Origin of the sequence: Ruminococcus flavefaciens MA2007, assembly GCF_000621845.1 — a bacterium.
Taxonomy (GTDB): Bacteria; Bacillota; Clostridia; order Oscillospirales; family Ruminococcaceae; genus Ruminococcus; species Ruminococcus flavefaciens_E.
In genome coordinates this window covers 1-25,398 of record NZ_JHXF01000026.1, presented here as the reverse complement: position 1 = coordinate 25,398, position 25,398 = coordinate 1, and the positions used below count along the sequence as shown (strand labels likewise).

At 41.2% G+C, this 25,398-nt stretch carries 21 protein-coding genes and 1 pseudogene; 18 read left to right on the top strand and 4 right to left on the bottom strand.

Features of this window, described 5'->3' with window-relative positions; translation table 11 throughout:
• The 3 genes from T497_RS0111210 to T497_RS0111200 all read left to right on the top strand — a co-directional run.
• On the top strand, positions 1-183 hold a 183-nt coding region (locus tag T497_RS0111210; RefSeq protein ID WP_028515703.1), incomplete at its 5' end, for an IS200/IS605 family transposase.
• Between the two features lie 200 nt (positions 184-383).
• Entirely contained in the window at positions 384-866 is a 483-nt protein-coding gene (locus tag T497_RS0111205; RefSeq protein ID WP_051530633.1) for a sigma-70 family RNA polymerase sigma factor, read from the top strand.
• On the top strand, positions 863-2,239 hold the full coding sequence (locus T497_RS0111200) for a hypothetical protein (RefSeq protein ID WP_028515701.1): 1,377 nt from the start codon (positions 863-865) through the stop codon (positions 2,237-2,239). The genes T497_RS0111205 and T497_RS0111200 overlap by 4 nt, the downstream gene beginning before the upstream one ends.
• An 89-nt stretch (positions 2,240-2,328) precedes the next feature.
• Here the strand turns inward: T497_RS0111200 and T497_RS0111195 are convergent, their stop codons facing one another.
• Positions 2,329-2,814 carry a metallophosphoesterase family protein gene (locus T497_RS0111195; protein ID WP_028515700.1) on the bottom strand — a complete coding sequence of 162 codons (486 nt, stop codon included), beginning with the start codon at positions 2,812-2,814 and terminating at the stop codon, positions 2,329-2,331.
• A gap of 188 nt (positions 2,815-3,002) precedes the next feature.
• Here T497_RS0111195 and T497_RS0111190 point away from each other — a divergent pair, with 188 nt between their 5' ends.
• The 8 genes from T497_RS0111190 to T497_RS19040 all read left to right on the top strand — a co-directional run bounded on the left by T497_RS0111190 (position 3,003) and on the right by T497_RS19040 (position 8,172).
• Positions 3,003-3,251 (top strand): hypothetical protein, encoded by a 249-nt coding sequence (locus T497_RS0111190; RefSeq protein ID WP_028515699.1) that lies wholly within the window; start codon positions 3,003-3,005, stop codon positions 3,249-3,251.
• Position 3,252: 1 nt separating this feature from the next.
• A complete protein-coding gene (locus T497_RS0111185; protein WP_028515698.1) occupies positions 3,253-3,606 on the top strand; it encodes a hypothetical protein in 354 nt (117 codons plus the stop codon).
• A 17-nt stretch (positions 3,607-3,623) separates the two neighbouring features.
• Complete coding sequence (locus T497_RS0111180; RefSeq protein ID WP_028515697.1) at positions 3,624-3,932, top strand: hypothetical protein; 309 nt, start codon at positions 3,624-3,626, stop codon at positions 3,930-3,932.
• A gap of 10 nt (positions 3,933-3,942) precedes the next feature.
• On the top strand, positions 3,943-4,197 hold the full coding sequence (locus T497_RS16650; protein ID WP_037324962.1) for a pro-sigmaK processing inhibitor BofA family protein: 255 nt from the start codon (positions 3,943-3,945) through the stop codon (positions 4,195-4,197).
• A 76-nt stretch (positions 4,198-4,273) separates the two neighbouring features.
• The gene (locus T497_RS16645) at positions 4,274-5,548 is read left to right on the top strand and encodes a thymidine phosphorylase (protein ID WP_037324960.1); all 1,275 of its coding nucleotides are present in this window, start codon (positions 4,274-4,276) and stop codon (positions 5,546-5,548) included.
• 35 nt (positions 5,549-5,583) lie between these two features.
• Positions 5,584-5,997: a zinc ribbon domain-containing protein gene (locus T497_RS16640; protein ID WP_051530632.1), complete on the top strand. Its 414-nt coding sequence runs from the start codon at positions 5,584-5,586 to the stop codon at positions 5,995-5,997.
• 208 nt (positions 5,998-6,205) lie between these two features.
• Positions 6,206-7,840: a class I adenylate-forming enzyme family protein gene (locus T497_RS0111160; protein ID WP_028515696.1), complete on the top strand. Its 1,635-nt coding sequence runs from the start codon at positions 6,206-6,208 to the stop codon at positions 7,838-7,840.
• A gap of 146 nt (positions 7,841-7,986) precedes the next feature.
• Positions 7,987-8,172, top strand: a complete 186-nt coding sequence (locus T497_RS19040) for a sporulation initiation factor Spo0A C-terminal domain-containing protein (RefSeq protein ID WP_028515695.1) — start codon at positions 7,987-7,989, stop codon at positions 8,170-8,172.
• A gap of 101 nt (positions 8,173-8,273) precedes the next feature.
• On the opposite strand, the pseudogene T497_RS16635 reads toward T497_RS19040, so the two are convergent.
• Positions 8,274-8,774: pseudogene (locus tag T497_RS16635) on the bottom strand (recombinase family protein); the annotation flags it as partial.
• A gap of 237 nt (positions 8,775-9,011) precedes the next feature.
• Between T497_RS16635 and T497_RS17620 the strand changes: the two are divergent.
• From T497_RS17620 to T497_RS0111115, 7 genes are all read left to right on the top strand, one after another.
• Positions 9,012-12,614: a lectin-like protein gene (locus tag T497_RS17620; RefSeq protein WP_051530630.1), complete on the top strand. Its 3,603-nt coding sequence runs from the start codon at positions 9,012-9,014 to the stop codon at positions 12,612-12,614.
• 190 nt (positions 12,615-12,804) lie between these two features.
• A complete protein-coding gene (locus tag T497_RS16625; protein ID WP_051530629.1) occupies positions 12,805-15,285 on the top strand; it encodes a glycoside hydrolase family 3 protein in 2,481 nt (826 codons plus the stop codon).
• A 9-nt stretch (positions 15,286-15,294) separates the two neighbouring features.
• On the top strand, positions 15,295-15,786 hold the full coding sequence (locus tag T497_RS0111135; protein ID WP_028515694.1) for a hypothetical protein: 492 nt from the start codon (positions 15,295-15,297) through the stop codon (positions 15,784-15,786).
• 27 nt (positions 15,787-15,813) lie between these two features.
• Complete coding sequence (locus T497_RS0111130) at positions 15,814-16,503, top strand: SGNH/GDSL hydrolase family protein (RefSeq protein WP_028515693.1); 690 nt, start codon at positions 15,814-15,816, stop codon at positions 16,501-16,503.
• 193 nt (positions 16,504-16,696) lie between these two features.
• Positions 16,697-17,383 (top strand): SOS response-associated peptidase family protein, encoded by a 687-nt coding sequence (locus T497_RS0111125; RefSeq protein ID WP_028515692.1) that lies wholly within the window; start codon positions 16,697-16,699, stop codon positions 17,381-17,383.
• Positions 17,384-17,885: 502 nt separating this feature from the next.
• Positions 17,886-20,522, top strand: a complete 2,637-nt coding sequence (locus tag T497_RS0111120; protein WP_028515691.1) for a CotH kinase family protein — start codon at positions 17,886-17,888, stop codon at positions 20,520-20,522.
• A gap of 476 nt (positions 20,523-20,998) precedes the next feature.
• Positions 20,999-22,648, top strand: a complete 1,650-nt coding sequence (locus T497_RS0111115) for a sugar ABC transporter substrate-binding protein (RefSeq protein WP_028515690.1) — start codon at positions 20,999-21,001, stop codon at positions 22,646-22,648.
• Positions 22,649-22,777: 129 nt separating this feature from the next.
• Here T497_RS0111115 and T497_RS0111110 read toward each other — a convergent pair whose 3' ends face one another.
• Both T497_RS0111110 and T497_RS0111095 read right to left on the bottom strand, forming a co-directional pair.
• Positions 22,778-24,598 (bottom strand): DUF262 domain-containing protein, encoded by a 1,821-nt coding sequence (locus tag T497_RS0111110; protein WP_028515689.1) that lies wholly within the window; start codon positions 24,596-24,598, stop codon positions 22,778-22,780.
• 570 nt (positions 24,599-25,168) lie between these two features.
• The coding region (locus T497_RS0111095; protein WP_028515688.1) for an IS200/IS605 family transposase at positions 25,169-25,398 on the bottom strand (230 nt) is incomplete at its 5' end.

Here is a 25,398-nt window from a genome sequence, read left to right as displayed (position 1 = left end):
AAGTATAAGTACGGTAACAGACATTTCTGGTGTACAGGATATTATGTTGATACAGTAGGAAAGAATGCTAAGAAAATTGAAGAGTATATAAAGAACCAGCTGCAAGAAGATATTATGACAGACCAGTTAAGTTTGTTTGAAACAACAGACCCGTTCACTGGAGAAAAGTATAAGAAGAAGTAAAAACCCCTTAAGGGGGAGCTGAGAATGAAATGCAGTTGGCAGACCTTTCTCAGCCCACTTAAGGGGCAGTGTCCGTATCAAGCCCTTCTAGGGCTTCCTCAAACCACCCGTTTTACGGGTGGTTTTGATTTTTTGTGTGATATTTGAGATAGCTTTTTCGTTTTATTAGTGAAGTACTTCAAAAAGAAAGGAAGCAAATGATGTATCCAGAAAAAATGACGGAAATATACGATAAATACAGTAATGCCGTCTATCGTATGGCGTTTGCTTACTGTAAGAACAAAGCCGACGCTGAGGATATAATGCAGGAGGTCTTTATAAGGCGCTTTTCCGCTGACATTGTTTTTGAAGATGAAGCTAAGGAGAAAAGCTGGCTGCTTAAAGTAACTGTCAACAAATGCAGGGATATGTTCCGCTCTCTGCGGTATAAATACTCCCTGACCTCGATACCGCTTGAAGAAGCCGATATTATTTACGAAACGCAAGAGGAAAGCGACGTCTATCATGCTGTAATGTCACTCCCGAACAAATACAGGACAGTTATACATCTCTTTTATTATGAGGAATACACAATAAAAGAGATAAGTGCTATTACAGGCGATAAAGAGACCGCCATACAGACTCAGCTGTACCGTGCACGTAAAAAGCTAAAGGATATTCTAGGAAAGGAGCTCCGACTATGAATATGAATGATTATAAAAGAGTAACAGACCGCTTGGCACCTGACGAGCGGTGCAGAAAAGAGGTACTTGATATGAGTAAACGTGAGAACAAAATAAAGATGAATAAAAATGAGTACACCGAAAATGTATCGGGAGTTGAGGTTCGCAGCGGTCACGGTATAATGAAATATGTAAGCATTGCCGCAGCCTGCGCTCTCATTGTCGGCGGCATAGGTACAACAGGAGTACTGCTCCACAAGGGCAGTAAGAATGCTCAGCAGTTTACCGAAGTCGTCGAAGAAGAAACAACTGCCGAGGCTGTAACAGAAATAACCGAGGAGCCAACAGAGCTGCCTGTAGAATACGACTACGCAGCTATCGCAAATGAGTTCACACAGCATTATATTGACAGTTTGAATGTAATGCAATACGGCGATGTGTCATATGACAGCAATGAAAGCATAACATTCTATACCTATGACAGTACAAATGAAGAGTGGTCAAATAATTACGGCGGAGAGCGAACATTCTACAAGGTAACTGATGAACGCTTCAAGAGCTGTCAGGATATCTACGAGTACTACAAAGCACCGATTGCGTCTTCAATAGACAGAAAACACTTCGGCGAAACATATGAAAGCTTTACAATGCCTGATAACTATAAGGAAGCGCAAGGTGTAGAAGATAGAGTAACATTATTAAGCTGGTTGGGAGAGGATGTTAGCAAATTTGAGGTCGGCAGCAGAGTTGATCTTGCATATGATCCCGAAGATGAAGGCACTTTTGATTATGCAGCTCATTCTATCCATACAGCAACTTATGTTGAGTATAACGGACAGCTTTATGTAAGACAAATGCCTAAGTTCTCTACAACAGGCGATAATTCTTTTTCAACTGAACCTGCTGTCACACACGAAGAAGCGGACAGCTTTACCGTATCACGTTTTGTAAGGACTCCTTATCTTGGATATGCAAACGCTAAATACGGCGATGAAAAAATTATTACATTCAACCTAATCGACGGTGAGTGGAAAATAAGTTCAATCGAAACAGGCGACAGACCAGAATACACATCAGCAGTAGCTATTCAGAATTATATTGAGAAGAGAGCAGAATATAACGATATAAATATCGGCTATGATTCCGAAGGCAAAGCAGGCAGAGGTATCGGACATATCATGGATAAGCTTGAAGTTACAGAATATGATTCTTCTATCCACGTATGCAAGGTTCATGCAGTTCTTCATAACATGAACGGCGAGGATGCGCTGGATATGACAGCAGAGATAAGCGTTAATCATAACGGAAATCCTGTTGTAATGTCAGCGGATATCACAAGAATAAAAGATTATGACAGCTCATATGAGCGTCCAAATGCAGTTTCAGCAAACTGAATATAAAATTATCCCCTTGAAGTTGATTCAAGGGGATTTTTCTTATGTAACAATAATATCTAATCTGCATAAAATATAAGCAGGAGATATCAGACATTAACGATATTGGTGACAACATCACCCTCGGGAGTGAGGTCAATGTGTCCGAATGAAGGCTTTGCGCCGTCACGGGGGATAGAAGCGCTGCCGGGATTCATGATGTAGAAACCGTCCTCAAAGCTTTGGTAGCGCTCATGTGTATGCCCGAAGAGAATAATATCGCATTCATTTGTAGCCGCAAGAGCCTTCAGCTTGTCAAGAGAACCTCCCACACCATAAAGATGACCGTGTGTAGCAAGGAGCTTATGACCTATAAGCGGCAGGACGATGTAGTCATCGCTCAGGCTGTCAAAATCACAGTTTCCAGCAACATGGATTATCTTAGGAGCTAATCTCTGATGAGAAAGGATAAAATTATCGAGTTCACGTTCACCGTCACCAAGGTGGATTATCCAGTCTGCGTCAGTATTTCGCATAATAACACTTTCAAGAGCATAAGAATTACCGTGTGTGTCTGATATTACAACAATGCGCAAATATATCCCTCCTAAGAAGTTTATACCATATTATAACATATTTTTTTGAAAAAATCAACAGGTATTATCAAAAAAATATAGCCTTGTTTGTTAAAATCGCAAAAATGCGGCAGGTACAGGCATTAAAAACATATTTTATCAGTAAATACAATATATTATTGTATATATCAAGTTTTATGGAGGCAGCTATGAATAATATTGATCCAAATAAAATATCGGGACTTCTCAATGTTGTAAGCAAAAAAATAGGAGTTCCACCCGAAAAATTACGTGCCGAGCTCGAAGAAGGAAAATTCGACAGCGCACTTTCTGCTATGAACAGAAATGACGCCGCAAGATTTCAACAAGCGGTTAACAATCCTAAAATTGTTGAAAAGATGATGAGCACACCGCAGGCAAAAGCACTTTACGAGAAGCTTTCGGGCGGAAAGAAATAAAATGGACGATATAATGGGCAAGATCAGCGAGCTCCTGTCAGACGAGGAAAGTGTGAAGCAGCTTTCCGAGCTGGCACAAATGCTGGTCTCGGACAACGAAAAGAATGAAGAAAAAGCCGAAAAGGCAGCGGATACAGCTCCTGAGGATGTACCTGATATTGCTTCTATGCTAAAACTTACAAGTCTTATCGGCGAAGCTTCAAAGCAGGACAAAAACGCTGATCTGCTACTGGCTTTAAAGCCTCATCTCGGCGCAGAAAAGCAAAAACGTGTCGATAAGGCAATAAAACTGTTGAAGCTTCTGGCGATATGGAATATTGCAAAGGAAAGCGGACTTCTACAGGAGCTGATTTAACGAAGGGAGGCGTGTCAATGGCGGTATACGGTGAAAAATTCCCAAAACGTTCAGATATGGACTGCTTTAAGCTGTACCATGGGACAGGACGAAATACCGCTGCCGACCTGCCGCCTGATATCTGCAAAAAGGAAAATCCTGAGTCGGAAACTGAGTCTCCAAATGGAAAAAATACAAAAAGGCATTTATTTGACAGTCTTATCGATGAATTTCTTGACGGCGGCATAGACAGTGACAAGCTTCTTATCGCAGCTTTACTGTATATGCTTATAAAAGAAGGTGCCGATATCAAGCTTATTATCGCACTTGGATATATACTGATGTGAGAGGTAAAATATGGATATTGAAATGTTGTTTAAAGCCCTTTGCGGAATCGTAGTCGTTATAATGATGATATATTATTTCAGGAGGCAGAAAAAGCTATTATCCTTTATTATAGGCGCATTTACAGGCGGAGCAGCTTTATTTATCGTCAATAAATACGGAAGTTTATTCGGCGCACATATACCGCTTAACCTGTTCAATATACTGGGAAGTGTTATTCTCGGTGTGCCTTTTGTAGTTTTTATTGTAATAATGAATTTTTTGTAAATTCAAGGGCTTATTTCACAAAAACTATTGAATTATTATGATTATAATGGTAAAATATATGTATAGGAGGTGGATCATGAACATCATCGATATTATCAATAAAACAAAAAAATCACAGGAACTTAACGAAGAAGAGATATCGTGGCTTGTGAACGGCTATACTAACGGCGATATCCCCGATTATCAGATGTCGGCATGGCTTATGGCTGTGTGTCTTAACGGACTTACCGAAAAAGAGACTTTCGCACTTACTGCGGCTATGCGTGACAGCGGAGAGATACTGCATCTGGATATCCCATTTACTGTGGACAAGCACAGTACAGGGGGCGTCGGCGATAAGACATCTCTTATCATCGGACCTATCGCAGCTGCCTGCGGAGTATGCATGGCAAAAATGTCAGGACGCGGCTTAGGTCATACGGGCGGAACTATCGACAAGCTTGAAAGTATCGAGGGGTACAGAACTGATCTGTCTCTGAGCGAGTTTGAAGCGATACTTAAAAAAACAGGCTTTTCCATTATTTCTCAGTCAGTAGAATTCTGTCCAGCCGATAAGAAAATGTATGCTCTCAGAAACGCAACGGGCACAGTTGACAGTATACCTCTTATCTGCGCAAGTATTATGAGCAAAAAGCTTGCTATGAACGCAGATTGTCTTGTTCTTGATGTTAAATACGGCACCGGAGCTTTTATGAAAACCAAAGAGGACGCTGAAAAGCTTGCCGTTCTTATGGAAAAAGCAGGCAAGTCAGCAGGAAAGAAGTGCAAGGCTGTCGTAACTGACATGAATACGCCGCTCGGCAAAAACATCGGCAACGCTCTTGAGGTTAAGGAAGCTGTAGAGCTTCTTCAAGGAAAATCAAAGGGAAAGCTTTATGATGTTTGCATTGAGCTTGCGGCAGACTTGCTGGAACTTGCAGGTAAAGGAACTAATGCAGAATGCAGAAAAATGGCTGAAGATGCTGTTTCATCAGGAAAGGCACTTGGCGTTCTGCGCGAAACCATCAAGCTGCAGGGCGGCAACGAAAAGATATGTGATGATACATCACTGCTTCCTAAGCCGCTTCTCAAATACGAGATAAGAGCTACAAAGGGAATGAAGATACTGGGGTTCAACTGCGAGGAGCTTGGCATGACATCTCTGCTGCTCGGCGCAGGAAGACTTAATAAGACCGATAAGATAGACATGAGCGCAGGTATCGTCATGAACTGTGATGTAGGCGACCAGCTTGCAGCCGATGATATCATAATGACTCTTTATTCAACAGTTTGCAGTGATTTCTCGGACGCAGCGGTAAGAGCTTTGAATGCAGTCAAGTTTGAAATAACCGAAAAACCAAGTTATACATAAAAAATATACTAAAAACATAACAGGAGGTCATAAATATGGGATTTGTTGATTCAGTAAAGGATTTTGCAGGAAAATTCGGGGAATCTGTTGAGCGCGGAGCGAAAACAGTTTCAAACAGCTCTAAAAAATTCGCAGAAAAGACTAAGATAAAGCGCGAAATGGCTCGTGTTGAATCTGATATCAATACGGACTACATAGAGCTTGGAAAGGTAATGTACGAAAAGATATGCAGCGATCCTGACAGCGAGTTTATCACAACAATAAACGACATCAAGGAAAAAACATTAAAGCTTGACGAGCTGAAAGCAGAGCTTATGTCTCTTGAGGACAAGGTATTCTGTGAAAACTGCGGTTCTCAGATACGCAGAGAGCAGGTTTACTGCGATAAATGTGGTAAAAAGGTTGCAGAGGACGAAACTGAGACGGTAACAGATGTAACAGTTGAATAAGCATTCAAGGCGCATTAATATTCTTAATGCGCCTTGTTTTATGCAACTTGCTGAAAAACACAGGTTTCGATTTGTTTAAAAAAACGTTTAATAGGTATTTACTTTTTCGCTTTTTTGTGATAAAATAAAAATAGTTTATCGCTTTGCAGCTTTTTGCCTTTTAAACATAAAAGCAAAAAAGCAGCTTAGTCAGAAAGGAACGTAAATAATGCCAATAACAGAATTACTTGAACGAAATGCTAAATTATACGGTACTGATGTTGCTCTGGTAGAAGTAAATCCCGAGATAACAGAGGTTAGACGTATTACATGGAAAGAATATGAGCTTATTGAGCCTAATCCCGAATGTCACTACAGACGCGAGATAACATGGAAGGTCTTTGACGAAAAAGCTAACCGTTTTGCAAATATGTTATTAGAAAGAGGCGTCAAAAAGGGAGACAAAGTAGGTATACTTCTTATGAACTGTCTTGAATGGCTCCCGATATACTTCGGAATACTCAAAGCAGGTGCTCTTGCAGTACCGCTTAACTTCAGATATACAGCTGACGAGATAAAGTACTGCCTTGATCTTGCCGAGGTAGATATTCTTGTATTCGGTCCAGAGTTTATAGGACGAATCGAGGAAATAGCCGATGATATCAGCAAAAATCGTCTTCTTTTCTATGTAGGTGAAGGATGTCCTTCATTTGCAGAGCACTATGACAGCCTTGTTGCTAACTGTGCAAGTGCAGCACCTGACGTAAAGATCACAGATGACGATAATGCTGCAATTTACTTCTCATCAGGAACTACAGGATTCCCGAAAGCAATTCTTCATGACCATACAAGCCTTATGCATTCAGCTAAGGTTGAACAGAATCATCACGGACAGACAAGAAACGATATATTCCTTTGCATTCCGCCACTTTACCATACAGGCGCAAAAATGCACTGGTTCGGAAGCCTTTATTCAGGCAGCAAGGCTGTTCTGCTTAAAGGTGTAAAGCCAAAGTCAATTATCGAAACCGTTTCCGAGGAAGGCTGTACTATCGTATGGCTTCTTGTTCCGTGGGCACAGGATATCCTTGACGCTATAGACAGGGGAGATATCAATCTCGAGGATTATGACCTCGATCAGTGGAGACTTATGCACATCGGCGCTCAGCCTGTACCTCCGTCACTTATCGCACGCTGGAAAAAGGTATTCCCCAAGCACCAGTATGATACAAACTACGGACTCAGCGAGTCTATCGGACCGGGCTGCGTTCACCTTGGAGTTGAAAACATACATAAGGTAGGTGCTATCGGAAAGGCTGGCTTCGGCTGGGAAGTAAAGATAGCTGATGAAAACGGTAACGCCGTTGAACGCGGACAGGTAGGAGAGCTTCTCGTTAAAGGTCCAGGCGTTATGAAGTGCTATTATCGCGACGAAAAAGCTACTGCCGAGACATTAAAGGACGGCTGGCTCTATACAGGCGATATGGCTCAGGAGGACGAAGACGGCTTTATTTACCTTGTTGACCGTAAAAAGGACGTTATTATCAGCGGCGGTGAGAATCTGTACCCTGTACAGATAGAGGATTTCCTCAGAAGTCACCCTGCTATCAAGGACGTAGCAGTTATCGGACTTCCTGACAAGAGGCTGGGTGAGATAGCAGCTGCAATTATTTCCATAAAGGAAGATCACAGCTGTACAGAGGAGGATATAACCTCTTTCTGCCAGAAGCTCCCGAGATACAAGAGACCGCATAAGATTATTTTCGCAGATGTTCCAAGAAATCCCACAGGTAAAATTGAGAAGCCAAAGCTTCGTTCAATTTACTGCGGCGAAAGTCTTGTTGCAAAACAAATCAAAAATTGAAAAAAAAGAGCAGCTAAGCTGCTCTTTTTTTGCTTTATCGACATTATTCGACAAAACTCGTCAATAAACGACGTAATAAACCCTTACCATTTTTTACTAATTATGATATAATTATACTTTCATTGCTAAAAGGAGTGCTTATACTAATGAATAACGTTGTAGCAATAATTGTCAAAACTCTTCTTAATCTCGGAATAGCTCCTAACACCAAAGGGTATCACTATCTGCGAGAGGTGATCTTCATGTGTGTAACTTCAGATGAACAAATCACGAATTTCAGCAAAACGCTTTATGCAAAGCTTTCATATGACCATGGTCTATTGCAATACTGAAAAACTGTTTCATATAAGTGCTTTTTCCGCTTTTGCAATATTTCAGAAAAAATGAACACTTTATTGAAAGAACAGAGCCGGTTAAACCGGCTCATTCTTATTCAAATATGCTTTTTCTTATACTCCCTGACGCGACGGTAGAAGGGATTGGCGCGAAGGCCCATCTGTTTCTGGAACTCTACGGCTGTGATACCCCCAGACTTCCACTGTTCATACAGATGCCCGAATTTAACCCAATCGATACTGATAGGTTGCCTGCCTTTATACTTTCCCTGAGACTTGGCAAAAGCTATACCCTCACGCTGACGTTGCAAGGTCTGCTCACGTTCGAGCTCAGAGAGCGCTGCAAATATGGATAGTACGAAACGCCCCTGCGGAGTATTGGTGTCAATATTCTCCTTACTGCTGACAAGAGTAACGCCTTTCTTCTGAAGAACGTCTATAATGTTGAGCAGGTCTCTGGTGGATCTTCCAAGTCTGCTGATGCTTTCGATATACAGAGTATCACCTTCGCGGACATATTCAAGCATCGTTTTAAGCTCAGGACGATCAGTATTTTTACCGGACATCTTCTCAGCGAACAGGCGCTCAACATGATATTGATGCTTCGTATGTCCTCTCGTTCTATGCATACAATGCAACAAGTAAGACAAAGATAAGCTTTACTGATTATATGAAAAAGAAATGATTTATGAGGACGGCTTTACGCCGTCCTTTTATATAGCAATAAATGGTTTGACACTCGTTTTGAAAAGATGTATAATGATTTAAGTTTTGGAGGTGAATATAAGAATATCATAAAAAACTGATACTAATAATAAAAAAGGAGAATGCTAAATATGTTTAAAAGAATTACATCAATAATATCAGCAATTGCAGTTACTATTTCGATAATGCCTTTTTCATTAAAAACTATCGCTGCTGATGAAAGGACAAGTCCGAATAATGCTTCTGTATCCGCAGAAGGAACAAATCAAATAGGCGATATTCTGAGTTCAGAGCTGAATTCTTCGTTAGCTGAGCAGAGTAAAGAGCAGCCATATAATATTATCTCTGTTAATATGGATAATAATACTGCAAAGGTTGAGTATGAAGCTGAAAAAGATTGTACGCTTATTGTTGGAATATATTCCGAAGATGAAACACGGCTTATTGCAAGTGGAAATGCTGAATTATCATGTGAGAAAGAAACAATTGATATTGATATCAATTCATCCGATTTTCCTAAGTATTATTGTTTGAAAGCATACATGATAGATACTGAAACGTTAAGACCGCTTTCGGATGTTTATGAAAGTTCGCTCTATACAGAAGATATGCAGCGCCTTTCAAATCAGACGATAAATGATTTCGATGAAGACAGGGCTCTGAATCTTGATGATGATATTAATACAAATTTTGTCGTAATAAAAGAATCTGTCACTATGTTTGAAAGCAATTCTGCAATTTTAGCTAATGCTGATGATGAGAAACTTGTGTACACATTTGAATCGCCAGATGAAAAGATGACATCGCTTTCTGTAGGTGATATCTTTACATATAAGGGAGAAGATGATCTGCTTGTTATTAAGATTGCAGATAAGAAGCAAAGCGATGGAACGATAACCTTTTATGGTGAAGAGATTTCTCCGGAAGATGTTTTTGAATGTATAAAAATCGATTATTCAAGCGATACAGCCGAGTTTGATAACGAAGAATATGAGGAGGATCAAAGTAACACACAAAACGAGAATGATGTATCGAGGCGTCCGGCTCCAAAACCGGCTCAAATTGGCGGTCAAATGACAGCTTTCAAACAACTGAAGTGTGTTTTTGTAGATGTTAACGAGGAAACAAAAAGCGATGTATTAAATGGTGAAGAGGATAATGATGATGAAGATGATGATAATAATGAAGAAAACAAAAAGAATAAGCGTGTTGTAGAGAATAAAATTGGAATATCGGGTAGTATATCTTTTACGGTTAAAGCGGATGTTAAATGGCTTATGGCATTTACACATCAATATTTGAAATTCGAATTAAGTTATTCTGCCAAATTTGAACTAAAATACTCTAACAGTATTACTGCTGAATTAAAATTGCCATCGATAAAAATATTTAGTGCTGGTGTAGTATCTATAAAGGTGGATTTATATCTTGTTGGTGAAATAAATGGCTCAATAGAGTATTCCAATACACTCAGTGGTTCCATTGGAATAAAAGCTGAGCACAAAGGTATCAATAATTTTTCATTAGATAATATTTCGAAGCATCCCCAAAGTGAAAGTAAGTTTGAGTGCAAAGCAGATACTTTTATTGGTTTAAAAATTGAGCCAAATGTTAAGGTTAAAGTTAAGGTTAAAGCTTTTAATTTAAAAGGCGTTAATGTAAAAGGATGCGCAAATGTTTCTGCTACAGTTGGAGTAAGAGCTAAGATTGCAAACAATGAGCCCTATATTGATACTGCTCTTGGCAGAATACATGAATGTCAAATATGTTTTGAAGGAGACATTTCTGCTGAATTGTCGATTGCATGTGAAGTATCTTTTTGTAAATGGAAAAGGTCAAGATCATTCGGGCCGTATAGAAAAAAAATAACGGACTTCCATTATTCGCAAACATTTAATGAATTTGGGTTCACTAAGTGTGAACATTGTCAGTATCGACTTGCTGTTGAGGTTTATGATGAGAATGGAACTCCCATAAAATATGCTTCTATTCAATGCGGCGGCGGAGAAGGTACAACAAATGAAGATGGAATAGCTACGATGTTTTCCAAAAGAGGAGAACAGGTGGTTCATATCTCGGCATATGGATATATAGATTCAGATACAACAATCAATATGGATGCACCTAAACAGACAGCTGTAACTCTTTATAAAATACCTGATCTCGGTGATAATAAGAAAAATGTATTTAATTTTAACGGGCACAGTTACTGCGTATTTAATATTAATATTGACACAGTAGATAATGCAATAATATACTGCCATAAACTTGGCGGATATCTGCTTGTTATAAATGATGCAGAAGAAAATGCTTACGTTTATGAGAAGATGATTGCTCAGGGAATAGACAGTGCGTATTTCGGATATACAGATAAGTATTCTGAAGGCTCTTGGGAATGGTTGGACAGAAGCTCTGATTATGTAAATTGGGCTTCAAACGAACCAAATGGCCATGAATCAGAGAATTATGGTATGTTCTATTACAAGTATAATGACGGAACATGGAATGATGGTTGTATTGGTCATACAATTGGTGGTCATAGAGCGTTTATTTGCGAGTGGGATTATGAAATAATTGCAGATGATCCCACACAAGTTACGCCCAAGCCTGTAAATCGCAGACTTATTCCTGATATCGGCACGGATGCAGATACATTAAATGTTATGGAAGATGAGTCTGAAATAGATACAGATACCATAAGTGCCTATTATTCTGATCTTGTCCCTAATGAGGTTTATAATTTCTATTTAGTAAAGACAAAAGATACAGATTACGTAATATCAAGCAATAATCTGCTTTATATTACTCAAGAAGCTGCAGATGAAAACGGAGATTTGACAATAAAATATGCTCCTATTAATAATGAATCAAATGCAGAAAAGCTTCTTATTGGAATGAACGGAACAGATATCTCAAAAGCAAATGTTTCAGTCGAAGATCTGATATATACAGGCGAAGAACATTTCTGCAAAGTTAACGTAATATATGACGGTCAGAAGCTTGTTAAAGGTAAGGATTATTACGTATGCAATGATTTTATTGCTAAAGAGTGTGGTAATTATACTGTATTTATTGAGGGCTGCGGAGAGTATAGCGGTGGAATTACAGCTGAATATAAAGTTATCCAAGATGATAATGAAAGTATAAGCAGTTCAGAAGAAGGTACTGACATATCTGCCAATACAACTACGACAACCATAACTGCAGATACAACATCTATGACCAAGGCTGCAACCACCACCAGAATTACTACAAGTAACGGCGCAACTACAATATTGACATCCTCTGCGATGACAACAAGCAAAGGTGCAACCACTATAGCTTCAGCTCCTGCAACGACAACAGGTAATGGTATAACCACTACAACTACAGTTCCTGTAATGACAACAGGCAATGGTGCAACCACTACAGCTATAGTTCCTGCAACGACAACAGGCATTGCTACTACGACCACGATCTCAATAGTAGTAACTCCTATAACTTATACTCTTGGAGATGTTAACAAAGACGGTCAGATTAATGCAGTTGACGCTTCTTCTGTTCTTGTATATTATTCTATGACCTCAACAAATAAAGATGGAGGTTATGATGAGGAGCAGAAGCTTGCAGCAGATGTAGACCATGATGGAAACATAAATGCAGTTGACGCTTCCAATATTCTTTCGTACTACGCATATGTATCGATTACAAAAGAAAATCCAATGTCATTGGAAGAATTCATGAAAAAGAACTAAGAAAATATACTAATTTGATGACCGCCCTTCATGGGCGGTTTCTCTTTTAGAATTACGATAGCATTTAATCAATCGCATGTACTCATTTGCTTGCTTTTGTTTACATAATATGATATAATATTAACATTAACTGATGGGCTGAATAATTACAATATCAGATATAATTTCAAACGTACCGAAAGGAGCACACATGAAAAAAGCAATCGCATTATTACTTCCGCTGGCGCTGTTGGCTTCAACAGTCTCATGTGCGGAGAAAAAACCAAACTCATCATCATCAGATACGGCGACAGAATCGGAAGTTGAAATCGCTTCTGACAGCACAGTTAAGGACCACGGTCCCAAGTATCAGAGATACGCTTCTATGACTCCAGAGGAGATCGTAGGTGAGCTTACTCTCGAACAGAAAGCAAACCAGATGGTTCAGCCTGCGGTATATAACATCACCGCGGATGACATGAAAGCCAACGACTACGGCAGTATCCTGTCCACTGTCGGATGTATCGATTCCGATGCGTGGTGCGAGACCGTTGACGGCTTCCAGAATGCCGCTATTGAATCAGAGGCTGGTATTCCATATATCTATGGTCAGGACGACGTTCACGGCGTTAATTATTGCAGAGATGCAGTATACTTCCCTCATAATATCGGACAGGGAGCTGCAAACGACGAGGAGCTTGCCTACCAAGTAGGTCTTATCACAGCCGACGAAGCAAAGCTCTGTCATATGCTGTGGAACTTCTCCCCCTGCGTTGCTCAGTCCGTTGACCCTCGCTGGGGACGTACATACGAGTCATATGGCTCTGACCTCGAAACAATAACCAAGCTCAGCACCGCCTACACAAAGGGACTTCAGGACGGCGGACTTGTTGCCTGCGCCAAGCACTTCTTTGCTGACGGCAATGTACTGTACGGTACAGGCGAGGAGGGCGCTCCCCTCAAACGTATAGACCGCGGTGACGCACAGCTCACAGACGCGGAGATAGAGGAGCTTCTCAAGGTCTATCAGGCTCAGATAGATGCAGGTGTTCAGACCATAATGATAAGCCATTCGGCTCTCAACGGCGTTAAAATGCACGAAAACAAGGATTACATCATGAAGCTCAAAAACGAAATGGGCTTCGAGGGCTTCATCGTCAGCGACTGGGGCTCTATACAACATATATCAGGAGATTCGTATAAAGATCAGGTAATAACGAGCATTAATGCAGGTATAGATATGCTCATGGAGACCGACAGATATGACGAAGCAAAGCAGATAATCGTTGATGCTGTAGGCAGCGGAGAGATAACCGAAGAGCGTGTAAACGACGCTGTTACACGTATAATCAAGGTCAAGAAGGAAGCAGGCATATTCGATGATCCGCTGCTGGAAACTATGACTACCGAAAAGACAGTCACAGGTTCTCTTGAATACCGAAAGGTAGCCGAAAAGCTTGTGGAGGAGAGCCTTGTGCTCCTCAAAAACGAGAACAGCGTGCTCCCGCTTAAAAAGGGCACAAAGGTCTATATCACGGGCCCTGCGGCAAACAGCTGTCAGGCACAGTGCGGAGGCTGGACTATGGACTGGAACGGCTCTACCTCAAAGGACGTCCCCGGAGTTACCACCATACAGGAAGCCTTTGAGCGATACGCTAAGGACTACGGCATTGAGGTCATAACCGACAAGGAACAGGCAGATAAAGCCGATGTGGTGCTGCTTTGCCTTGGCGAGCAGAACTACGCCGAGTGGAACGGCGATACTGAGGACATGAGCCTTTTCGGCGCACTGGGGCTTAAAGGCAACTCAGAGGCTCGAAAAGAGGCAAAGGAGCTTGGCAAGCCCACTGTCACCTGTATCGTTGCAGGCAGAAACGTCCTCATAAACAAGAGGATATACGACGACTGGGACAGCGTAGTTATGTGCTATCTCCCGGGCTCTGAGGGCAAGGGCATATCCGATGTGCTCTGCGGCTGCTCGGACTTCACAGGAAAGCTCCCCAGCCCGTGGTACAGCTCATTAGACCAGATACGCACAGACAAGTGCTGGCTCGAAAGAGGCTACGGTCTCACCTATGGCGGCGATTTCAAGGCAAAGGCAGAGCCTGAGACTATACTCGATCCGCCGACGGTAGATGAGTCAGAAAAACTGACTGCTGGAACAAATTATACTAAGGGTCTTTTTAAGGACGGAGTTTATGTAAATGATTACGCCCATATCAAAATGCACGTTCCGGGTAATTTACAGAATATGTCAGCAGGTGCGCAGGATATAAAGGATAATTGGCTTGCAGACATATCAGATGAACAGTCAATAACATATCAATCTTCAACATACTGGGAGAGCTGGTTCACTAATTCTAAGGAATGCATTTATATCAAGTTTATCAATACTAAGCTTGCATTTCCTGATTTTGCTGAGGTTACTGTTGATGAATGCCTTGACGCTAACAAAGCTTTTGAAGATCTGAGCGCTGATAAATATAATTATACTGTGGAATGGAAGGGAAGAGAAACGGTTACCATTGGCGGTGAGGAGTATCTAAAGGACGAAGCAATATATGAAGGTGATGATTCTGATTATGCAGCTTTCTACATGAGAAAACTTGATGACGATCTCGTATGCTTTTTAGTCTTGTCTTCATGCGATCCCGAAAAAACTCCCGAATACTACGAAGCATTATTTGATTGAGGTCAAGTGATGATAATGAAGAAACATATATCAATTACCGCAGTAGGCTGTGCATTATGCATAGCCGCTGTGGGTGCATTTACAGGCTGTTCAAATGGTAATAAAAACTCAGAGCCTGTGGAAGCTGTGACCACTGATGTAACGGTAACCTATGAAACGGAACAGGCGGATACTTCAATGCAGGGAGAAGTTATGGTACAGAGAATCCCCATAACCGCAGACAATGCAAAACTGCAAAGCAGAACTGTAATGAAGGACGATGTTCTGTGGCTGGTGCATAGCGGCTCGGCTGCGGAGTTCACCGTAAGCGGCAGAAATGCCTCCCTTACCCTTGCAGGCAGCAGCGGTATAAATAATTTTGACCCACGCTATGCTGTCTATGTGGACGATAAAATGATATGCGATGAGATCATGGCAGATAAGGACGTAACGGTCAGCCTCTGGAATGATACAGATAAAACAGCGGCAGTAAAGGTCATGCTTCTCTCGGAAGCCATGTAAGGCGGCATTGGTATACGCTCCGTTGAGGTGGAGAGCAGCTCGGCTCAGCCTGTTGTGCCTGCCGAAAAAGCACCGCTGGCGATAGAGTTTATCGGAGATTCCATTACCTGCGGATATGGCGTTGAGAGTAAGTCGCCCAGCGACCCATTCACCACTGCTACGGAGAATTTCTCAAAGTCCTTTGCCTATCTTACGGCGAAGTCCCTCGGTGCGGACTACACCACCTGCTGCTACAGCGGCTACGGCATTGTGTCGGGCTACTCGGGCGACGGAACCAAAAACGACAAAGAACTTCTGCCCGACTGCTACGGCAAGTCAAGTATTTATAAGGACTACGGGTCAGACTGGGAATTCTCCGAGGACTGTGACGTTGTGGTCATAAACCTCGGTACGAATGATATGAACTATGTTGCCGCAGACCCAAAGGCAAACGGCGATGAATTTGTGGAAGGCTACAAGGCATTTTTGAAGACTGTCCGTGAACAGCATCCGAATGCTCCTATAATCTGCACTATGGGTACTATGGGCGGCGATGATATATACAAGCTGATTGAACGTGCAATAGCCGAATTAGGCGATGGCAATATCACGTCATACTTCTCACAGACTCATTCAATGCGTGACGGTATGGGGGCCGACGGTCATCCGTCAAAAAAAACACAGCAGAATATTGCCGATGTTCTTGCAGAAAAGATACGGAATACCCTCGGAGAGTAAAAATAAATTAAAAACAGACTCTGCAATTTAAGCGGAGTCTGTTTTTGTTATATAAAATGGACGGGGGATTGGCGGTTACTTTTTATGCGGCATTGAATGGTTGGCGCTTACATACTTTATATTGACTTATTGCATTATTTATGATACACTAATATCAGAACGTATATTCTGTTTGTGCTTGGAGGTGAGTTACATGTGTATGTCTCTGAGAATAGAACCAAAGGAAATGGCCGAGGTCCTCATAAAGGTACGGAAAATGTCTCTAGCTCAGGAGATGTCGGTTAAGCTCGGTAAGAGCCTTATCATGTCCGGAGACCTTCATCCGTCAGATATAGCACCTGTTCTTGCAACGAATAAGTATGGGAACATGGCTGTATTTCCTATGGCATGGGGATTTACACATCAAGCTACTACCAAGCCTCTGGCTAACTGCCGCGTTGAGACGGCTGATACAAAGGGACTTTGGATAGACTCCTGGTACAGGAGAAGATGCGTTATCCCTGCTTCGTGGTACTATGAGTGGGGATATCCTGTATATGAGGACGATAGCCGCAGCATGATAGAGCATCGCAATGCCAAGAAGGTTAAATACGCCATACAGACCGAAGGCTCAAACATTACATATATCGCAGGACTTTATCGTTATGAGGAGCATTGTGATATGCAGGTGCCTATGTTCACTGTGCTCACAAAAGAAGCAGCAGGCACGGTAAGGGATATACACGACCGAATGCATATTGTACTGGGTAAGGATAGTCTACAGGACTGGATACGTCCTGACGGAGATCCCAGTGCTATAGTAGAAAAAGCTCTGTCCAACATGGTATTTGAAACAGCCGTTGAGTATCACAGATCTCCGAATGAGTTTATAACAGCATAGGATGTATTTATGAACTGCCCGTAATAGGCAGTTAAATTTTTATATTGTACAATAAAATGTTCTTGATTTTAAAAACACGGTGTAATTAAGCTGATAATGATATTATATTTGCTTCAATACATTGTTGATATATTCGATAAAACCGATTTTTTACATATATATTGTATATTGGATATAGTTAAATGAATATTCATTTGATATATATCGGTAATAATTGAGAGGTAAAAGTAATTACTGACTGGTGTTACAAAAGCCTTTTTTATAATAATTGCATTTTCGACTGCAGAGCATTGATTAAGAGAAACATATATAATATAAAAAACATATTTACAATAAATATGTTTTTAGCTGTTTTTTATTTCTTTGGGAAATGACAGGATTATACACCATTACTAAAAATACTCCTGAATTTTTAGCTGTTAAAAATATACAAAACACGTTGAACTTCGATGTTGAATATGCTATAATAAGTTTATCATTAAATACAGAGAGGGGCATTTTTATGAAATATTTTAAGAAAATTGGAGGCTTTGTTTCTGCATTATTGATGGTCGCCACAATGCCCTGTATCACAAATCTTACATCAGCGGCACAGAGCATAGACGGTCTTCTTATAAACGAGGTCTGCACACAGAACAAGAACTGCTTTACTGACAGCCTCGGCAGAGCTTCCGATTGGATAGAACTTCACAACGGAGGAGACGAAGATATCAATATTTCGGGATTCGGACTTTCTGACAGTGCAGATTCTACGCTGAAGTTCGTGTTTCCGCCAGATACTGTCATAAAAAGGGGAGAATATCTGCTGATAGTCGCTGATAAGAGCGGCGACGGACTGACTGAGCTGAACACAGGTTTCGGATTGAGCAAGTCGGGAGAGACTATTATTCTTTCAACGCCTGACGGTACTGTGCTGCAAAGCCTTGAAGTGCCTCCCCTTAAAGAGGATACAACCTACGGACGTTCGCTGGACGGAGAATATCTTGTCATGCCGCCTTCACCTGATGCAGCAAATATCTTTACAGTTGCCGAGCCTGTATTCTCACTGAAGTCCGGCTTCTACAGCGAAAACGACGTAAAAGAACTGACTATAAGCTCAACAGACAAGGTGTACTACACTCTTGACGGTTCGGATCCTATAAGCTCCGATACGAAAATGTTATACAAGAGCGCTATACCAATGTATGACAGGAGCATAGAGGAGAACGTATACAGCAAGTATCAGCACGAGGATAACAGTCCCTATTCTATTACTCTGAAACAGCGATATGACGCCAATCCCGAGAAGTTTGACAAGGCAACTGTTGTAAGAGCTGTGGCAGTGGCTGAGGATGGAACTTTCAGTGATGTTGTCACCAATACCTATTTTGTAATGAATGATGAAAAGCTGAAATACTATTCAGATATACCCGTAGTTTCTCTTGTTACCGATCCTGATAATCTGTTCGACAAGGACAAGGGTATTTATGTCGCAGGTCAGCAGTACCTTGACTGGAAGAACAGTCCGCAGTATAACCGCAATAAAAGCGAATGGGATACTGATAATGTGGCTAATTTCTTCTCTAAGGGAAAGGAATGGGAGCGTGAAGCGGATATAACCTATTTCAAAAACAGAAACCTCGGTTTCACCCAGAAAATGGGTATACGTATCAAGGGGGCTTCCACAAGGAACAGTCAGACCAAGAGCTTCAATATCTATGCTCGCAGCGAATATGGTGATTCTAAGCTTGACTATAAGCTCATAGATGACAATTATTCCGCAATTGACGGCAAGGTCATTAAGCGCTATGATTCTTTCAGCCTCAGAGCAGTTGCGTGGGTGGACAGAATGAGAGAGCGCGTAGTGCATTCATCACTTCGTGATATCCCTGCACTTGCCACCTATGACAGCGACAGGTGTATGCTGTTCATCGACGGAGAGCTATGGGGAATGTATGAGATAATTGAAAAAGCTTCAGATTACTACATACAGTCCAATTACGATATCCCTTCCGAAAACGTTGTTATGATAAAGAACGGCGAGGTCGAAGAGGGGACGGATAGCGATCTTGAGGAACTGGAAGAGATAGGTGAGTTCTGCATGGCACATGACCTTTCAGTTGACGATAACTATAACTACGTAACGTCGAAAATAGATGTGGAGAGCCTTATCGACTGTTACTGTGCGGGACTTTACCTCGGCACATGGGACTGGCCGAACCATAACTATCTCATGTGGAGAAACAGCGGTGAAGCCATTGATGGTAATATCTACAGTGACGGAAAATGGAGGTGCGGTTCATTTGACTTTGATTATTCTGTAGGACTTACCTATCAGAGCTTCGGAGGAGTTGAGGGCTATCAGTACGACAGCTTCCGCAAAATGGACAGCGCCAAAAAGGAAATACCGACTTCAATATTCATGGCCCTGCTTGGCAATCCAGAGTTTAAACAGCAATTTGCGGATAGGTTTTATTCCTATGCGTATTCTGTATTTGAGCCTTCAAAAATGAACGCAGAGCTTGACGATGAAGAAAACAGATACATGGACTATATGACAATGACTGCATGGCGCTGGAGCAGCGGAAAACCGCGTTCTGGCTACAACGGTTATCTGTCAGAGCAGAAAAGCTATTATCACAGTGAAATGGAGAAAATGCGCACTTTCTTCAACAGGCGTGCGGAGTATGCTATTGAGGATATGCAGAATTATCTCGGTATCTCAAGGAATAGCTCGACTATTACTGTAATAAGACAGGGAATGGGAGAAATATCCGTCGATAATGCTTATGCAGCTTTTGGCGGAAATGTCTGGACGGGTTCCTTTGAGAGCGGTCAAAAGGTAACTATTACGGCAAAGCCTGCCGATGGTTATGTTTTTGCAGGCTGGTCCGGAGCGGCAAGTTCAGATTCTGCGAATATAACAGTTACCGCTGATAAAACACTATCGCTGGTATGTACTTTTAAAAAAGCCGAGTATGAACAGGGTGATCTGAATATGGACGGAACTGTAAATGTAGCCGACCTGCTCCTTATGAGCAAATATCTCCTCGGTGCTGCAGACTTCACAAAAGCTCAGTTCGGACTTGCCGATATGAACGGGGATAAGGCGGCTGACATATTTGATCTTGTATGTTTGCGTAAGAAACTGTTGAAATAGTATTATAATAATCAGTGTGTATTGAATTTTAAACTGTAAGTGGGATTGATACAACTGAAAAGGCTATAATTAGGCAAAAACGCGACACAACGCGGCATAATAAACCAGTTCCCGAAAGGGAACTGGTTTTATTGTTTCTATGGACATTTAAGAATACTAATAAGACAACTACCGTTTCTAAAACAACAACAAATACTACTGCAAAGCTAAAGACTTCGCCTGCATGATAATGAACGCAATTATGGTCAAAATAGGTATCCAATATTTAGGGTATTCTCTGACTGCAATATTTCTTGACATTCGCAACATTAATTGCTTTCATAATGTGTAAATATGACAATAATGTTAATTTTTCATCAACTTTTATTGTAGCAAATTGACAGGCAAAGCAATAATATGATATAATATATGCATAGTATATGTTTAGCTTTTTATCATACTATCCTTACAAAAAGCTATCGAAAGGAGGCGGTATCATGACAAAAATCCAAGCACTCTCAGCATTGCTCGCAGGTACGGTTTTATTCTCTTCCACAGGCTGTTCCCTTGGAAAAAACAAGAAAAAAAAGCATGAGATACAGAAATTCACAGGACTTTACTGTGCGCGTAATGACACAACTCTTGACGAAGATAATGAGATCAGAAATATCATAGCCGAAAAAACAGGCTACATCCTCTATGAAGAATGGATGAAGGATCAGGCAGACGTTGACAAGATATTCAGCGACATGATGATATCAAGAAAATATCCCGATTTCATGTCACCTGACGGTCCGAACTGTCAGCGCCTTATCAAGGAAGGAGCCTTTATCCCCCTTGATAATTACTGGGACAAGTATCCCAATCTGAAATCATTGTATTCAGACGCTGAATGGGAGACGCTTCGTGCCGATGACGGTCATATCTACTATATACCGCTGTTTTCTGCAGTCAACAAGCAGGTCACGGGCAACGTCCACGACGGTGAAGCCTTTTGGATACAGGTCAGGGTGCTTGAATGGGCAAATTATCCGCAGCTTAAAACCCTTGACGACTATTTCGACCTTATTGAGGCTTATATTGCCGCCAATCCTGTTGACGAAAACGGCGAGCCATATATAGGCTATGAGATACAGGCGACAGAAGTCCGTATGTTTGCTCTGGACAATCCGCCTATGTTCCTTGACGGTCATCCCAACGACGGCTGCTGCTTCGTTGATCCCGATACTCTCGAAGCAAAGGACTACAACCTGCTCCCTACAGCCAAAAAGTGGTTCAGCAAGCTCAATGAGGAATACCATAAGGGCATAATCGACCATGACTGCTTCTTTATGGAGACCGCTGATTATTACGATAAGCTTGCAACAGGAAGAGTTCTGGGAATGGTAGACCAGCATTGGAATTTCGGAAGCACAGAGCGTAAGCTCCCTGCCGAATGTACATATATCCCCTTCGGGCTTACTATCGACGGTACTCTCACAGAGCACTATCGTGACAACCCTGCTTTCAACGCTTCAACGGGAGTTGGCGTAAGCATAAGCTGCTCAAATCCCGACGGCGCAGTCGAATTCATGAGCAAACTTATCGAACCCGAGATACTGAACCTCCGTTACTGGGGCATTGAGGGAACAGACTATTTCGTAAATAAGGACGGCTATTTTGACCAGACTGAGGAGCAGTACAACAATTGGAACGACACAGCATATTCGCTGAAGCACAAATGTGAATACAGTTATATGCCACATTTCGGTGGTATGGCTCCAGATGGCAAGAACGCCTATGCTCCTGGCAATCAGCCAAATATCTTCCATGACCATCTTGCTCCTGCTATACAGACGTGCTTTGACGCCTACGGCAAGCAGACATACAGCGATTTCCTTAATACTCCGTCGGAAAACCCTCCATGGTATCCTATGTGGTCCTTTGAGAGCTCGGCAACAAAAGAAACTGAGTACGGCAAGGTATCAAGTATGCTAAGCGACCTAAAGCATAAGTATATGCCTCTTATGGTCATGAGCGATGACTTCGAGAATACATGGGAGGAATACAAAAACGCATATAACAAGGCAGAGCCGCAGATATACTTCGACGCACTTACAGATGAGGTCCACAGAAGATGCGGTATAGCCTCAAACATGAATAATTGATATAAAAGAAAAATGCTTCCCTTTCGGGAAGCATTTTTATATCATGGTAAGCCGATGCAGATGTGGTTATTATGTTCTCTCGTTCTATGTATAAAATGCAAAAAGTAAGACAAAGATAAGCTTTACTGATTATATGAAAAAGAAATGATTATTTGGGACGGCTTTACGCCGTCCTTTAAAAACGAATGAACGAATATTATCATCTATGACGCGTTGGGGTGTTCTTTTTTTGGATGCCTCCAGCTGTCTCTCCCGAGGCATAGGCGATAACCATATCTTGCTGGCTAATTCGGCTAGTTTCTTGGATCTGTCTTTGATAGTTTCAATATCCCAGTTATCATAATCGTCCGAAACGTCTCTTGTGAGTTTCCAGCTAGATTTCTCAAACTGTGGACGCTTCTTTTCAAATGGATCGTTTGAGTTAGTTGAGTTGTCCGATTGGTTCATAGGCGCTAAGTTATCTATCGTGTGCAGATATTCTGCATGAAGCTGGGTGTAATTTTCGCCTAGTATATTACGCCAATGCACATTTAGCGTTTCCGGCATGATGTGCTCAATTGACGCTGGTTTAGTATTGATTCGATCGTTAGAGATATAATATTCAAGCTTGCGTTGCACGTAATTCTTGTAGAATCTAGTATTATAGAAATCAAAGCGCTCAAAGGCGTGCTTGAATTCATTGTCACTAGGCCAGATATCTGCAGTTCTGTAGTTTGATAATTCGTAATAAATAGTTTCGTCGTAGTCCTCGCCATGCGAGTTCTTTTGAATCAGTTGAACTAGGCCAGCAAGAACAGCACCTATTGCACCAGTAGTAATATTTCGCGTAATACGAGCTCTGAAGAGCCAGTCTTCGATATAGCCCGCCGCTTTTGCTAGCTTGTCAAAATCGAATGTAGATTTTGGATTATCAGCTTTTTCTGATAAAAACATTAATGACGGTATAGCGTATTCGCTACCAATTTCTTCAAGATTAGAGAAAACCTCGCACACTTGAGGAGATATGTCTGCTATGGATTCAGGGTATTTTATCCATTTGTAGTATTTTGAATAGTGACATAGGCTCGATAATGCGTCTTCGTACGGATTTTCGCTCTCAGCAAACATACGATTTATTCGTTTTTTGAATGTCCTATACTCACTTCCTTTATTAATCTTGTCCGACAAAAAGAGCGTTAAATACCTGTTGATATAATCTACTACGCCTTCTGCAGAGCCGGCATTCTTTTCGATAGTTATCCACTTAGTCTTATAAACCTCTTCTTGCTTCTTTTCCGGGATTCCTATTAGTAGCCAGTTTCTAATAAGGTCGGCATCTGATAGCTTTTTACCGGTAGCATTAATGCTTTCAAAAATAACTTGTGGTGATTCGGAAAGATTGCCCTGTTCTTTTAATTTCAAATCTAATGCAACGACCTGTAGGTTGTTGATGGCGCCCAATATCTCTGCTATGGTCCTACCGGAGTTCTTAATCAAGTGTTTAAATAATTGGTAGTTAACTCCAGCATTCGAATTATCTTCTTCATTATAATTCCCTGAAATAATTGCTTCATATACGTCGCGATCGCTTTCTATCTGTTTTAATTTCACGCGGTTTTGCTCGCTAGACTGAGGGTTGGTCAAATATGTGCTTTGTATATTATTTTTCGCTACGTCGTCAGATGTCAAATCTCGGAGTGCAGCTAGAAGAAGCATTATCGTGGTTACGCGCTGTTGTCCATCGATGAGAGCTAGCTCGGAATATCCGCTAGCAAAGTCGGTAGAGATGGCGTAATACACTATATTGCCAAAATAATGCTTCTTACCACTATCTAGAGAATCTAAGAGATCGCTGAATAGTTTTTCGCAGTTATCTTTATCCCATGAGTAGTTTCTCTGATATACGGGAATTATGAAAGTGCGTTTTATTGCGCTAATAAACTCTAGTATTGACCTTACCTGTGAATCCATAAGTTTATTATATCTAACGAGCGCTTTATCGAATAGTGCTGTTTTGGAAGCTAGTTCTTATATTTCTTTAACCTTCTCATTAGTTTAAATCTTCCCCAAATCGCATCAATCCAATAAACTATATTTTCGTGCATTCTTTTTCTCCTGTTTAGTTATTTGAATAAGATAAACTAGGAGTCTGAATATTAAAAGCGTAAGTAGGATTAATTTGCAATTTTATAGAAATATGGAATAGTATTTTTAGGATGCGGGTAGTTGCTTTAGTATTCGGCAGGCTTAGACCAGTAGTATCTGCCGAGTTGCAAACGAGTGCATTAATGGTGCAAAACAATATCGAGATATCGGCTTGGTGCATATAGGTGCATTTTTATTATCGTACATAAACTCCAGCACAATTTAAACGCGCATACTGCCCAAAGTTTTTATTTGAGTTTCGATACAATCAAAACCACCCGTAAAACGGGTGGTTTGAGGAAGCCCTAGAAGGGCTTGATACGGACACTGCCCCTTAAGTGGGCTGAGAAAGGTCTGCCAACTGCATTTCATTCTCAGCTCCCCCTTAAGGGGTTTTTACTTCTTCTTATACTTTTCTCCAGTGAACGGGTCTGTTGTTTCAAACAAACTTAACTGGTCTGTCATAATATCTTCTTGCAGCTGGTTCTTTATATACTCTTCAATTTTCTTAGCATTCTTTCCTACTGTATCAACATAATATCCTGTACACCAGAAATGTCTGTTACCGTACTTATACTTCAGATTTGCATGTCGCTCAAATATCATCAATGAGCTTTTTCCTTTCA